The following is a 12,775-nucleotide window of genomic DNA, read 5'->3' on the forward strand; positions in this document are numbered from 1 at the left end:
CGTCGAGTATGGTCGCCGCCCTCCTCGGACGAACCCTCAGGGTGAGCGGCCCGGTCGACCCGCCCCTCCCCCTCCCGCACGCCGACGGAGGGGGAAGGGCGGCCCCGGGCCCCGGCCCGGCGACCGCCACGACGGGCCTCCGTGCGGGGGACCGGCCCCGCCCGCCGCTACAGGGTGCGCAGCAGTACCGCCGGCTGCTCCACGCAGTCGGCCACGTACCGGAGGAATCCACCCGCCGTTCCGCCGTCGCACACCCGGTGGTCGAAGGTGAGCGACAACTGCACGACCTGGCGCACGGCCAGCTCACCCCGGTGCACCCAGGGCTTGGGCATGATCCGGCCGACGCCGAGCATCGCGGCCTCGGGGTGGTTGATGATCGGCGTCGATCCGTCGACCCCGAACACCCCGTAGTTGTTGAGCGTGAACGTGCCTCCGGTCAGTTGGGCCGGAGTCAGCGTCCCGGTCCGCGCCGCCTCGGTCAGCCGGGCGATCTCTGCGCCGATCGACTCCACGTTGCGGGTGTGCGCGTCCCGCACGACCGGAACGACGAGCCCGCGCTCCGTCTGCGCCGCGAACCCGAGATGGACCGACGGCAAGCGCACGATCTCCCGCGCGGCCATGTCGACCGTGGCGTTGAGCTCCGGGAACCGGGCCAGCGCCGCCGTACAGATCCTCGCCAGCAGCGCCAGCACCGAGACCTTGGGTCCGGCCGACGGACCGGCCGCCGCGTTCATCGCGGCTCGCGCGGCCATCAGCTCGGTGGCGTCGGCGTCCACCCAGCAGGTGGCGTCCGGGATCTCCGTACGGCTTCGCGACAGCTTGTCGGCCACCGCTCCCCGCACCCCCCGGAGAGGAATCCGCTCGGCCGCCGCAGCGGCCACACCACCGGCGGAAGCCGCAGACGTGGAGATAGAGGCAGAGGCAGAGGTAGAGGTAGAGGTGGACGCAGGCGCGGGCGCGGGCGCGGAATCCTCGGCCGCCGGTCCCGCCTGCGACTCCCGGATCGCCGCGTCCACGTCGGCCCGGAGGATCAGCCCGCCGGGGCCCGAACCCGTCAGCCGCCGCAGATCGATGTCGTTCTGCCGGGCCAGTCGGCGCACCAGCGGAGAGACCACGGCCACAGGGCCCCGCCGCCCGTCGTCCTTCTCGTTCACCGGTCCGTTCACCGGTCCGTTCACGGGTTCGTTCGCCGGTTCGGCCGCCACCACTGGCGGAAGAGGTGCCGCCGGCACCGGAACGGCACCCGCGCCGGGCACGGTTCCGTTGACGCTCCCTGTCGCGAGGGACAACCGCTCCGGCCGGATCCGCCGCCGCCGCGCCGCCGGCGCACCGGTCCCGTATCCCACGAGCACGTTCCCGGAGCCGCCGGGCTCCGCCGCGACCGGCTCAGCGGCAGCCGTCCCGGACGCCTCGGCCCCGCGGGTCGCCGTACGGCCGCCCGCTCCGTTCGACGCCGAGGAATCCGGTACGCCGGCGGGGCCGGAGGCGTCCACCGTCTCCGGCGCACCGACCGCCACCGTCAGCAGCGGTGCGCCGACCGGAAGCTCCGCGCCCTCCTCACCGAACCGCGCGGTCACCACACCGCCGTAGGGGCACGGCACCTCCACCATCGCCTTGGCCGTCTCGACCTCGACGACCGGCTGGTCGATGGCGACGACATCGCCGACCTCCACCAGCCAGCGCACGATCTCCGCCTCGGTCAGGCCCTCACCGAGGTCCGGCAGCTTGAATTCGAGCACCTGGGGCATCAGCTGTCCGCCTCCCACTGCAACCGGGCCACCGCGTCGAGCACCCGGTCCACTCCCGGCAGATGGTGCCGCTCCAGCATCGGCGGCGGGTAGGGGATGTCGAATCCGGCCACCCGCAGCACCGGCGCCTCCAGGTGGTGGAAGCACCGCTCGGTGATCCGCGCCGCGATCTCGCCCCCCGGCCCTCCGAAACCGGGGGACTCGTGGACCACGACCGCGCGCCCGGTGCGGCGCACCGAGGCGGCCACCGTCTCGTCGTCGAACGGCACCAGCGAGCGCAGGTCGACGACTTCGAGGTCCCAGCCCTCCGCGACCGCCGCTTCGGCGGCCTCCAGGCAGACCGGCAGGGAGGGCCCGTACGTGATGAGCGTGGCGCTGCGGCCGGAGCGGCGCACCACGGCCCGGCCGATCGGCTCGACGGCGGCGGGCGTCTCCGGCGACCAGTCGGCCTTGGACCAGTAGAGCCGCTTCGGCTCCAGGAAGACCACCGGGTCGTCCGAGGCGATCGAGGCCCGGAGCAGTCCGTAGGCGTCGTCGACCGTGGCGGGGGTGACGACGTGCAGGCCGGGCGTGGCCATGTAGTAGGCCTCGGAGGAGTCGCTGTGGTGCTCGACCCCGCCGATTCCGCCGCCGTAGGGCACTCGCACGGTGATGGGGAGCGGCATCGCCCCGCCGGTGCGGTTGCGCATCTTGGCGACATGGCTCATCAGCTGTTCGAACGCCGGGTAGGCGAAGGCGTCGAACTGCATCTCCACCACGGGCCGCAGCCCGTACATCGCCATGCCGACGGCCGCTCCGAGGATGCCCGCCTCGGCCAGCGGCGTGTCGGTGCACCGGTCGTCGCCGAACTCCTTCGCCAGCCCGTCGGTGATCCGGAAGACCCCGCCGAGCGTGCCCACGTCCTCACCCAGCACGTGCACGGTGGGGTCCTCGGCCATCGAGTCGCGCAGCGCGCGCCCGAGGGCCTGCGCCATCGTGGCCGGTTTCGCCTTCGCCGTACGTCCGCCGGCCGTGGCTGCCGCGGTGGTCATCGGCCCCCCTCCTGGTCGTGGTGGTCCTGCTCGGCCTCCAGCTCGGCGCGCAGCCGGTCGGCCTGCTCCCGAAGCTGCTCGGTCTGCTCGGCGTAGACATGGCTGAACAGGTCCATCGGGTTCAGCACGGGATCGGCGTTCATCCGGTCGCGCAGAGCCGCGGCCATGCGCTCGGCGGCCTCCCGGACCTCCTCCAGGGCCGCGTCGTCGAGCAGTCCGCGTCCGGTCAGCTCGCGCTCCAGCAGTTGGACCGGATCGTGGGCCCGCCAGGCCTCGACCTCGCTGTCGACCCGGTAGCGGGTGGCGTCGTCGGCGTTGGTGTGGGCGTCCATGCGGTAGGTGACGGCCTCGACCAGGGTCGGGCCCTCGCCGCGCCGGGCCCGGGCCACCGCCTGGGCAAGCACCTGGTGCACCGCCGCCGCGTCGTTGCCGTCGACCAGGCGGCCCGGCATTCCGTATCCGACGGCCTTGTGGGCGAGGGAGGGAGCAGCGGTCTGCTTGGCCAGCGGCACGGAGATGGCGAAGCCGTTGTTCTGCACGAGGAAGACGACCGGGGCCTTCCAGACCGCCGCGAAGTTCAACGCCTCGTGGAAGTCGCCCTCGCTGGTGCCGCCGTCACCGACCATGGCGAGCGCGACGACGTCGTCGCCCTTGAGCCGGGCGGCGTGCGCCAGGCCCACCGCGTGCGGCAGCTGCGTGGCGAGTGGGGTGCAGAGCGGGGCGATGCGGTGCTCACGCGGGTCGTAGCCGGTGTGCCGGTCGCCGCGGAGCAGGGTCAGCGCCTCGACCGGGTCGAGGCCGCGCGCCACGGCCGCCAGCGTGTCCCGGTAGCTGGGGAAGAGCCAGTCGCGCTCCTCCAGCACCAGGGCGGCGGCGATCTCGCACGCCTCCTGGCCGGTGCTCGACGGGTACACCGCCAGACGGCCCTGCTTGGTCAGCGCGGTGGCCTGGGTGTTGTACCGGCGCCCGCGGACCAGCTCGGCGTGGAGCCGGATCAGCAGCTCGGGCTCCACGTCGGCGATCGCGTCCGTACCGAGGACCCGGTACGGCTCCGGGTCCGGGAGCAGCGGCGCGGGATCGGTGATCGGCTTCCAGGCCGGGGGCGGCGTGGGCCGGTAAGCAGCCGCGCCGGGCAGCTCTTGGACCGTCATGAGAGGCACCTCCTGGCATCGAGGGAGATCGAGGGGTGTCGAAATGTGTCGAGATGTCGAGGCGTGGGCGAGGCACGGGTGTGGTGTGTCTCACCTACCGATTGTTCGGTCGCGAGCGCATTTTGGCTACAGGCGACGCCAGCCTGTGGACAAACGGTTCTCCACAGCCTGGGATAGAGCCAGGTCGTCCACGACAGGGAGGCGCGGGCCGATGGCAGCTGAACAAATGGCCGACAGGAGCGAGGATCCCGGCCAGGTTCCGCCCGCGCGACCGCTGGACGCCGTCGACCGCGACATCCTGCGCATCCTCCGGACGGACGGCCGCGCGTCGATACGGTCGGTGGCCGAGCGCGTCCACGTCTCGCGCGCCAACGCCTACGCCCGCATCAACCGCCTGGTCGAGGACGGTGTGATCCGCGGCTTCGGGGCCCGTATCGATCACGAGCGGGCAGGTCAGGGCGCGTCCGCCTACATCACGCTCAAGATCGTCCAGAATTCCTGGCGCACCGTGCGCGAGCAGCTCCAGGCGTTGCCGGGCGCGACGCACATCGCGCTGGTCAGCGGCGATTTCGACGTCCTGCTCCTGGTGCACACACCGGACAACCGGGCGCTGCGCGAGCTGGTCCTCACCCGGATCCAGGCCATCCCCGAGGTGCTCTCCACCCGCACCCTGCTGGTGTTCGAGGAGACGGACCTCGGAACGCTCACGGAACGGCCGGCGGAACTGAACTGAACAGCGCCGACCCGAGCCGGGCCGCGCGGCAGACCGGAGACGGCCCGCGCGCCGACCTGAGCCGAGCCGCGTCGGACGCCGGGGCTCCCCGTGGCCCGGGAATCCCGGGCCGGCGCCTCAGCGCCCGCTCGCCCGCATCCCCTCGAAGGCGAGCTGGACGACGGTGTCCGCGAGCTGGTCCTCCGCCGGGAAGCCGTCCGGCTGCGGCCGGTACCACTCGACCAGCGAGTTCACCATGCCGAACAGCAGCCGGGTCGCCAGCCGTATGTCGACGTCGGCCCGGAGGTCCCCGTCGGCCACCGCCGCCTTCAGCAGCTCCGACACCCGCTGGTCGAACTCGCGCCGCCGCTCCAGGGCCCAGCGCTCGGTCGTCGTGTTGCCGCGCACGCGCAGCAGCAGCGTGACGTAGGGAAGCTCGGCCATCAGCACCTCGACGGTACGGCGCGTGACGTACTCGACCCGCTCGATCGCGCGCCCGCGCACGGCCCCCGGCTCGTCGAGAATGCCGAAGAGGCCGTCGAGCGCCCGGCTCACGGCCCGCCGCAGAAGCTCCTCCTTGCCCGTCACATGGTGGTAGATGGAGGATTTCGAGATGCCCGCCGCCCGGGAGAGATGCTCCATGGACGTGCCGTCGTAGCCGCGCTCGTTGAAGACACGGACGGCGACGGTGAGCAGAGTCTCCGGGGTGTACGTGTCCCGCTTGGCCGTGGTCATGTCCGCGATCCTCCCCCATGGGTTGTCCACAGGTTGCTTCGGGCCGAGTTGTCCACAGGTTCGCCGGGCCCACTTGTCCCGACCGATCGTTCGGTTACTCTAACTCCGTCGTCACATCCCTGCCCGGCTCGATGAGGAGTTGGTCCGCCATGGCCGCCGCGCTCACCCCCCAGCAGCTGTCCGAGACCCACCGGCCCACGCTCGACCGGGCCCTCGAAACGATCGCCACCCGCGCCTACTGGTCACCGCACCCCGAGCACCCGAAGGCGTACGGCGAGGGCGGCGCTCCCGGCAGCCTCGGGGCGGCCGAGGGCAAGGCCGCGTTCGACGCCGTGCTGAACACCCGGCTGGACCTCGGTCAGCCCGGCACGGACGGCTGGACGGGCGGGGAGGTCTCGCCTTACGGGCCGGCGCTCGGCGTCGAGTATCCGCATGCCGACCTGGACGCGCTGCTGCCGGCGATGCGGGCAGGCACGGCCGACTGGCGCGCGGCCGGACCGGAGACCCGGGCACTGGTCTGCCTGGAGATCCTGTCGCGGATCAGCGCCCGCACCCACGAGTTCGCGCACGCCGTGATGCACACGAGCGGCCAAGCCTTCATGATGGCGTTCCAGGCGGGCGGACCGCACGCCCAGGACCGCGGCCTGGAAGCCGTCGCCTACGCCTACCAGGAGCAGGTCCGCACCCCGCGGACCGCCGACTGGTCCAAGCCGCAGGGCAAGCGCGACCCGCTGAAGCTGCACAAGTCGTTCATCGCCTCCGGGCGCGGTGTCTCGCTGCTCATCGGCTGCAACACGTTCCCCACGTGGAACGGCTACCCGGGCCTCTTCGCGTCCCTCGCCACCGGAAACCCGGTCCTGGTCAAGCCCCACCCGAGGGCGGTCCTCCCGCTGGCGCTCACGGTGGGCCTGGCCCGTGAGGTGCTGGCCGAGGCGGGCTTCGACCCGAACCTGGTCGCCCTGGCCGCCGAGCGTCCGGGCGAGGGCATCGCCAAGACCCTGGCGGTCCGACCCGAGATCCGGATCATCGACTACACCGGCTCCACCGCCTTCGGCGACTGGCTGGAGGCCAACGCCCGCCAGGCCCAGGTCTACACGGAGAAGGCCGGGGTCAACACGATCGTCGTCGACTCCACCGACGACTACCGGGGCATGCTCGCCAACCTGGCCTTCTCGCTCTCGCTGTACAGCGGCCAGATGTGCACCACCCCGCAGAACCTGCTCATTCCCCGGGACGGCATCACCACGGACGCCGGCGCCAAGACCTACGACGAGGTGGTCGCGGACCTCGCGGAGGCGGTCACCGGCCTCCTCGGCGACGACGCCCGCGCCGCCGCGCTGCTCGGCGCGCTGGTCAACCCGGACGTGAAGGCCCGGGTGGAGGCGGCCGGAGCGCTCGGCGAGGTCGCCCTGGCCTCGCGCACGGTGGCGAACGCCGAATTCCCCGACGCGGTCGTCCGTACACCGGTCGTCGTCAAGCTCGACGGGGTGAAGACCGACGACGACGCGCCCTACCTCTCGGAGTGCTTCGGCCCGGTCTCGTTCGCCGTCGCCGTCGAGTCCACCTCCGCCGCTCTGGAGTTGCTGCGGCGCACGATCCGTGAGAAGGGCGCGATGACGGTCGGCGCCTACACGACCTCGGCCGAGGTGGAGCGCGCCGTCGAGGACGTCTGCCTGGAGGAGTCGGCCCAGCTCTCGCTGAACCTGACCGGCGGGGTCTACGTCAATCAGACCGCCGCCTTCTCCGACTTCCACGGTTCGGGCGGCAACCCCGCCGCCAACGCGGCCCTGTGCGACGCGGCCTTCGTCGCCAACCGCTTCCGCGTCGTGGAAGTGCGCCGCCAGGCGTAGGGCCGCCGGACGCAGCGGGGAGAAGGGCGGGGGAGCTGGAGTTCAGGGAGCGTCGGGGATGTCCGCGTGGCGCTGCACCCACGCGTGCATCGCGATCGCCGCGGCAGCCCCGGCGTTGATCGACCGCGTCGAGCCGAACTGCGCGATCGAGCACACCATGCTCGCGTGTTCGCGCGCTTCCCCGGTCAGCCCCGGCCCTTCCTGCCCGAACAGCAGCACACACCGGCGCGGCAGCTCGGTCCGCTCCAGCGGCACGGCGCCGGGGAGGTTGTCGATCCCGATGATCGGCAGCCCCTCGGCCGCCGCCCACGCGGTCAGGTCCGCCGTGTCGGGGTGGTGGCGCACATGCTGGTAGCGGTCGGTGACCATGGCGCCGCGCCGGTTCCAGCGCCGCCGCCCCACGATGTGGATCTCCTTGGCGAGGAAGGCGTTGGCGGTCCGGACCACGGAGCCGATGTTGAAGTCGTGGCCCCAGTTCTCCACGGCCACGTGGAAGTCGTGCCGACGCAGGTCCAGGTCGGCGACGATCGCCTCCCGCGTCCAGTAGCGGTAGGCGTCGCCGACGTTGCGCCGGTCGCCGTGGGCCAGCAGCTCCGCGTCGTAGCGCTCGCCCTCCGGCCAGGGCAGCGGATGCGGCCCGACGCCGATCTCCTCGCCGTATCCGTCGTCGTACTGGAGGGGTTCGGCCTGGAGGGGTTCGGCGGGCGGGGCCGCGTCCGGGGGTTCTTGGGTTCTGCCGGTCTCACTGCTCACCCGACGAGCGTATGGCCCCCGCTGCCGCCGTGCGGCGGGGCCTCCTCCGTACCGTGCCCACCGCTCTTCGCCGGACCGGGCCCACCGGGGGTGGAGGGACCGTCCGGGCCTCGCGGGCCCCCGGCCTTCCGGGAGTCGCCCGACAGCCGGGAGAGCAGGCCCCGGCGTGCCGACGAGACCATGCGCCCCAGCCACACGAGGAAGACGGTCGGCAGGAACACCGCGTCCGCCGCGATCATCGCCATCGAGAAGAACGGCAGCCCGAGCAGCAGGGCGATACCCAGGTGCTCGCCGATCATCACGACCAGCAGGACGTTCTTCACCCGCCGGTTGAACAGCGTGAAGGGGAAGGCGACCTGGACGATGACGGTCGCATAGCTCAGCACCATCACCATGAGGGCGTTGGAGGCGAGGAGGTCCGACAGCGCGGGCCACGGCGTGAAGTAGTCCAGCTTGAGCGGGTAGTAGAGCGCGGTGCCGTCCTGCCAGCGCGTGCCCTGGATCTTGTACCAGCCGGCGGTCGCGTAGATCAGGCAGACCTCCGCCATGATCACCACGAGCGTGGCGTTGTGGGCGAGATTGGCCAGCACATCGAGCAGCAGGCGGGACTGCCCGCCGGGCGCGCGTCGGTTCGCGGCCCACCAGGCGGCGGCCGAGAGCCAGAGCACCCACAGCAGGACGCCCATCCACCAGGTCCCGCCGAGCCCGTCCATCAGTGTGGCGAGCAGCAGGACCGGACCGAGGACCGCCCAGAGCACCGGGCCCGCGATGTCACGCACGGGCGGCAGGCCGTGGGCCCGGCGCTCCGCGTCACGGGCGGCCCGCCGGGCGTCCAGCGACCAGACCTGGGCGCAGCGCGTGAGGACGAGGTAGATCGCCATGAGGTGGATGACGTTGTCGCCGCCGTCGCCCATGAAGATGCTGCGGTTCTGCACGGACAGCACGCCGACCATGAACAGGACGGACATGGTCCGGGTGCGCCACCCGAGGAGCAGCCCGGCGGCGGACAGCAGGGTCAGCGCGTACACCGCCTCGAACCACAGGGCGCTGTCCGACCACATGAGCACGGAGAAGGCGTCGTTGCCCTCCGTGAGCCGTCGGGCCAGGTCCCAGTGCCACGGGCTGTCGGGGCCGTACAGCTCGTGGCGGTTCGGGATCTCACGCAGCAGGAAGAACAGGTACGTCGCGGAGAAGCCGATCCGGATGACGGCGCTCTGGTACGGGCCGAGGGCCGAGGCGGTGACGCGCTGGAGGAGGCGGGCCGCCCCGCCGCTGCCGCCGCCGGGCCGGTCAACGGAGTCGGGGCCGCCGTCGGCGCCCGCGACGGTGGCGGTGGCGGTGGTCGTGTGCGGGGTCGCGGTCACTTGTCCCCCTCCTCGGCGTGCGCGGTGCGGGACGAGGCCGGAAGATCGTCCGGCGTCACGTCCCACCAGGGCAGGACGCGGTAGCTCGGCTTGCCGCCGGCCGTCTCCGTGCTCCACACCGGCGGGGCGACGGGGGTGGTGACCGACCGCATCTGGATCCGTTCGACGGCGCCGCCCAGGTCGCGCCCGCTGAGCCGCAGCATCGCGATGCGCCGGACGTAACGCTCGGAGAGCTCGCCGCGCAGGCCGTTGGGCCGGTTCTCGGCGTCGTGCGAGTTCACGTAGAAGTCCCAGCCCCGGCGGAGTTCGTTCTGGCGCACGTGGCTCGGGAAGGGGTTTCCGCGTATCGCCTCCCCGTCCTCACCGGTCAGGCTGATCCAGCCGGTGGTACGCGGCCCCTCGGGCCGGGACACGTCGGCCCGCACCTGGACGGCGACGTTCTGCTGGAGGGGGTTGGGAGCGAAGAGCTTCCAGTTCTGCTCGAACTCGGGGTAGATCCAGTCGTCGACCGTCTTGCCGTGCTGCTTGGTGAGCGTGTTGGACGGGGCGACGTGCAGGAACACCATGGCGAGCTGGGTGACGGCCAGCAGTCCGATGCCGGCGAGTGCCACGGCCGCGACGATCTGGAAGGGGAACGACAGCGCGGCCATGCCCGCGGCGGGCTGCGGGGACCCGGCGTCCAGGGACCCGGCTTCCGGAGCGCCGGGCTCCTCAGCGCCGGGCTCCTCAGGGCCGGGCTCCTCAGGGCCGGGCTCCGGGGGCTCTGCTTCCGGTTTCCCAGCCGGTGCCTCGGCCCCCGGCGCCTCGGCCCCCGGCGGGCCCTCCCGGCGCTCCGCCTCGGCCCCGGCCTGCGGAGACGTCGGTCCCTGGGCCTGTGCGGGTACGTGCGGCGGGGCGGACGCCGATATGTGCGCCACCGGGTCCGGCTCCGCTTTCCGATCGTTCACCACCCGCGGCCAGGCGTCCTTCGCGCCGCCACCGGAGCCCCCGTCGTGATCCGAATCCATCCCGCCCCGCTCACCGTCGATCACCACTCAGTTATCCACAGGGTTGACACCCTACGGGCCGTCGACTCACCATTGAAGTCAATGAACCGAACGATCGGTCGGTAGGGAGTCCGGGATGGCGGCAGTGACTGCGGAGCAGAAGGCGCAGAGCACATCAGGCACGGCGGACGCGGCAGAGGCGGCGCGCACCGCGGTCTTCGACGCGGCCGTGGCCGCGGATGACCGCATCGAGCCGCGCGACTGGATGCCCGAGGCGTACCGGGCCACGCTGGTCCGCCAGATGGCCCAGCACGCCCACTCCGAGATCATCGGCATGCAGCCCGAGGCCAACTGGATCACCCGCGCGCCCTCGCTGCGCCGCAAGGCGATCCTCATGGCGAAGGTGCAGGACGAGGCCGGACACGGCCTCTACCTCTACAGCGCGGCCGAGACGCTGGGCACCAGCCGCGAGGAGCTGCTCGACAAGCTCCACGCCGGCCGCCAGCGCTACTCGTCGATCTTCAACTACCCCACCCTGACGTGGGCCGACGTCGGCGCCATCGGCTGGCTGGTGGACGGCGCCGCCATCACCAACCAGGTCCCGCTCTGCCGCTGTTCCTACGGTCCTTACGCCCGCGCGATGGTCCGGATCTGCAAGGAGGAGTCCTTCCACCAGCGCCAGGGGTACGAGCTGCTGCTCGCCCTCAGCCGCGGCACCCCGGCCCAGCACGACATGGCCCAGGACGCGGTGAACCGCTGGTGGTGGCCGTCGCTGATGATGTTCGGCCCGCCCGACGACGCCTCGTCCCACTCCGCGCAGTCGATGGCCTGGAAGATCAAGCGCCACTCCAACGACGAGCTGCGCCAGCGGTTCGTGGACATCTGCGTCCCGCAGGCCGAGGCCTTGGGCCTGACTCTTCCGGACCCCGACATCCGGTGGAACGAGGAGCGCGGCCAGCACGACTTCGGCGCGATCGACTGGACCGAGTTCCAGGAGGTCCTCAAGGGCAACGGCCCCTGCAACGAAGAGCGGATCAGTCAGCGGCGCAGGGCCCACGAGGAAGGCGCCTGGGTCCGGGACGCGGCAGCCGCCTACGCCGCCAAGCACAGCCCGGCCCGGCCGGGCGCCACCCGGTCCGGCCCGCCCGCCGCACCGGTCCAGGACACCTCGCCCGCCCAGCACGTGGAGGAGACGGCATGAGCAGCTCGACCGACTGGCCCCTGTGGGAGGTGTTCGTGCGTTCGCGGCGCGGGCTGTCCCACACCCACGCCGGGAGCCTGCACGCGCCCGACGCCGAGATGGCCCTGCGCAGCGCCCGCGACCTCTACACCCGCCGCTCGGAAGGGGTCTCGGTCTGGGTGGTGCCGTCCACGGCGGTCACCGCCTCGTCGCCCGACGAGAAGGACTCCTTCTTCGAGCCGGCCGGGGACAAGCCCTACCGCCACCCGACGTTCTACGAGATCCCGGAAGGGGTGAAGCACCTGTGAGCGCGGCCCTGGCCCTCGGTGACGACGCGCTGGTGCTCTCGCACCGGCTGGGGGAGTGGGCGGGTCACGCCCCCGTCCTGGAGGAGGAGGTGGCTCTCGCCAACATCGCCCTGGACCTGCTCGGGCAGGCGAGGGTGCTGCTCTCCCTGGCCGGCGACGAGGACGAGCTGGCGTATCTGCGCGAGGAGCGGGCCTTCCGCAACCTCCAGCTGGTGGAGCAGCCCAACGGCGACTTCGCCCACACCATCGCGCGGCAGCTCTTCTTCTCGGTCTACCAGCACCTGCTGTACGAGCGACTGGCGGCCTCCGCCGGTGAGTTCGCCGGCCTGGCGGCGAAGGCCGTGAAGGAGGTCGCCTACCACCGCGACCACGCCGAGCAGTGGGTCCTGCGGCTCGGCGACGGCACGGCGGAGAGCCACGAGCGGATGCAGAAGGGCCTGGACGCGCTGTGGCGCTTCACGGGCGAGATGTTCCAGCCCGTCGAGGGGATCGACGCGGCGGACGTCGACTGGCCGGCCCTGGAGGCCGCCTGGCTGTCCGCGGTCGCGGACGTCGTGCAGCGCGCCACTCTGACCCTTCCGACCGGTCCGCGCTCCGGGGCCTGGGCGGCGGGCGCCGGCCGGCAGGGTCTGCACACCGAGCCGTTCGGCCGCATGCTGGCCGAGATGCAGCATCTGCACCGCAGCCACCCGGGGGCGTCATGGTGACCGACACCGCACTGGAGGCGGAGCTGCGCGGCCTCGCCGGCTCCGTGCCGGACCCGGAGCTGCCGGTGCTGACCCTGGCCGAGCTGGGCGTCCTGCGGGACGTGCGCGTGGACGGCCCGGGACGGGTGACGGTGCGGCTCACGCCGACCTACACCGGATGCCCGGCGATCGAGGCCATGTCCGCCGACATCGAGCGCGTACTGCACGAGCACGGCGTGCCGGAGGTGTCCGTGGTCACCGTGCTCGCCCC

Annotated in this window: 13 protein-coding genes; 6 read left to right on the forward strand and 7 right to left on the reverse strand. The window is 72.4% G+C overall.

The window, feature by feature from the left end:
- Positions 1-167: 167 nt before the first annotated feature.
- Genes EES43_RS14045 through pdhA form a run of 3 tightly spaced genes read right to left on the reverse strand, consistent with a single transcriptional unit; the run spans position 168 to position 3,930 of the window.
- Positions 168-1,748 (reverse strand): dihydrolipoamide acetyltransferase family protein, encoded by a 1,581-nt coding sequence (locus EES43_RS14045; protein WP_124269049.1) that lies wholly within the window; start codon positions 1,746-1,748, stop codon positions 168-170.
- Entirely contained in the window at positions 1,748-2,779 is a 1,032-nt protein-coding gene (locus EES43_RS14050) for an alpha-ketoacid dehydrogenase subunit beta (RefSeq protein ID WP_124269050.1), read from the reverse strand. The genes EES43_RS14045 and EES43_RS14050 overlap by 1 nt, the downstream gene beginning before the upstream one ends.
- Positions 2,776-3,930, reverse strand: coding sequence for a pyruvate dehydrogenase (acetyl-transferring) E1 component subunit alpha (gene pdhA / locus EES43_RS14055; RefSeq protein WP_124269051.1), 1,155 nt, complete (start codon positions 3,928-3,930; stop codon positions 2,776-2,778). The genes EES43_RS14050 and pdhA overlap by 4 nt, the downstream gene beginning before the upstream one ends.
- A 211-nt stretch (positions 3,931-4,141) precedes the next feature.
- Between pdhA and EES43_RS14060 the strand changes: the two genes are divergently transcribed.
- Entirely contained in the window at positions 4,142-4,663 is a 522-nt protein-coding gene (locus EES43_RS14060) for an Lrp/AsnC family transcriptional regulator (RefSeq protein ID WP_124269052.1), read from the forward strand.
- A 117-nt stretch (positions 4,664-4,780) separates the two neighbouring features.
- Here EES43_RS14060 and EES43_RS14065 read toward each other — a convergent pair whose 3' ends face one another.
- Positions 4,781-5,377: a TetR/AcrR family transcriptional regulator gene (locus tag EES43_RS14065; protein ID WP_124269053.1), complete on the reverse strand. Its 597-nt coding sequence runs from the start codon at positions 5,375-5,377 to the stop codon at positions 4,781-4,783.
- Between the two features lie 149 nt (positions 5,378-5,526).
- Here EES43_RS14065 and paaN point away from each other — a divergent pair, with 149 nt between their 5' ends.
- On the forward strand, positions 5,527-7,227 hold the full coding sequence (gene paaN, locus EES43_RS14070) for a phenylacetic acid degradation protein PaaN (protein ID WP_124269054.1): 1,701 nt from the start codon (positions 5,527-5,529) through the stop codon (positions 7,225-7,227).
- Positions 7,228-7,269: 42 nt separating this feature from the next.
- Here the strand turns inward: paaN and EES43_RS14075 are convergent, their stop codons facing one another.
- The 3 genes from EES43_RS14075 to EES43_RS14085 are packed head-to-tail and all read right to left on the reverse strand — an operon-like array spanning position 7,270 to position 10,351.
- Positions 7,270-7,980: a TrmH family RNA methyltransferase gene (locus tag EES43_RS14075; RefSeq protein WP_124269055.1), complete on the reverse strand. Its 711-nt coding sequence runs from the start codon at positions 7,978-7,980 to the stop codon at positions 7,270-7,272.
- On the reverse strand, positions 7,977-9,344 hold the full coding sequence (locus EES43_RS14080; RefSeq protein WP_241192418.1) for an HTTM domain-containing protein: 1,368 nt from the start codon (positions 9,342-9,344) through the stop codon (positions 7,977-7,979). Before EES43_RS14080 ends, EES43_RS14075 begins: the two co-directional genes overlap by 4 nt.
- A complete protein-coding gene (locus EES43_RS14085) occupies positions 9,341-10,351 on the reverse strand; it encodes a DUF5819 family protein (RefSeq protein WP_241192419.1) in 1,011 nt (336 codons plus the stop codon). The genes EES43_RS14080 and EES43_RS14085 overlap by 4 nt, the downstream gene beginning before the upstream one ends.
- A gap of 115 nt (positions 10,352-10,466) precedes the next feature.
- Here EES43_RS14085 and paaA point away from each other — a divergent pair, with 115 nt between their 5' ends.
- From paaA to EES43_RS31335, 4 genes are all read left to right on the forward strand, one after another.
- Complete coding sequence (paaA, locus tag EES43_RS14090; protein ID WP_124269057.1) at positions 10,467-11,531, forward strand: 1,2-phenylacetyl-CoA epoxidase subunit PaaA; 1,065 nt, start codon at positions 10,467-10,469, stop codon at positions 11,529-11,531.
- Positions 11,528-11,818, forward strand: a complete 291-nt coding sequence (gene paaB / locus EES43_RS14095) for a 1,2-phenylacetyl-CoA epoxidase subunit PaaB (RefSeq protein ID WP_124269058.1) — start codon at positions 11,528-11,530, stop codon at positions 11,816-11,818. Before paaA ends, paaB begins: the two co-directional genes overlap by 4 nt.
- On the forward strand, positions 11,815-12,525 hold the full coding sequence (gene paaC / locus EES43_RS14100; protein WP_124269059.1) for a 1,2-phenylacetyl-CoA epoxidase subunit PaaC: 711 nt from the start codon (positions 11,815-11,817) through the stop codon (positions 12,523-12,525). Before paaB ends, paaC begins: the two co-directional genes overlap by 4 nt.
- A partial coding sequence (locus tag EES43_RS31335) for an iron-sulfur cluster assembly protein (protein ID WP_241192420.1) occupies positions 12,519-12,775 on the forward strand: 257 nt, incomplete at its 3' end. The genes paaC and EES43_RS31335, both read left to right, overlap by 7 nt.

The sequence above is a fragment of the Streptomyces sp. ADI96-02 genome (genome assembly GCF_003846185.1).
GTDB lineage: Bacteria > Actinomycetota > Actinomycetes > Streptomycetales > Streptomycetaceae > Streptomyces.

Excerpts from the sequence above, each read along its gene's own strand:
- EES43_RS14045 (WP_124269049.1), bottom strand. The coding sequence starts at position 1,748 with ATGCCCCAGGTGCTCGAATTCAAGCTGCCGGACCTCGGTGAGGGCCTG.
- EES43_RS14050 (WP_124269050.1), bottom strand. The coding sequence starts at position 2,779 with ATGACCACCGCGGCAGCCACGGCCGGCGGACGTACGGCGAAGGCGAAA.
- pdhA (WP_124269051.1), bottom strand. The coding sequence starts at position 3,930 with ATGACGGTCCAAGAGCTGCCCGGCGCGGCTGCTTACCGGCCCACGCCG.
- EES43_RS14060 (WP_124269052.1), top strand. The coding sequence starts at position 4,142 with ATGGCAGCTGAACAAATGGCCGACAGGAGCGAGGATCCCGGCCAGGTT.
- EES43_RS14065 (WP_124269053.1), bottom strand. The coding sequence starts at position 5,377 with ATGACCACGGCCAAGCGGGACACGTACACCCCGGAGACTCTGCTCACC.
- paaN (WP_124269054.1), top strand. The coding sequence starts at position 5,527 with ATGGCCGCCGCGCTCACCCCCCAGCAGCTGTCCGAGACCCACCGGCCC.
- EES43_RS14085 (WP_241192419.1), bottom strand. The coding sequence starts at position 10,351 with ATGGATTCGGATCACGACGGGGGCTCCGGTGGCGGCGCGAAGGACGCC.
- paaA (WP_124269057.1), top strand. The coding sequence starts at position 10,467 with ATGGCGGCAGTGACTGCGGAGCAGAAGGCGCAGAGCACATCAGGCACG.
- paaB (WP_124269058.1), top strand. The coding sequence starts at position 11,528 with ATGAGCAGCTCGACCGACTGGCCCCTGTGGGAGGTGTTCGTGCGTTCG.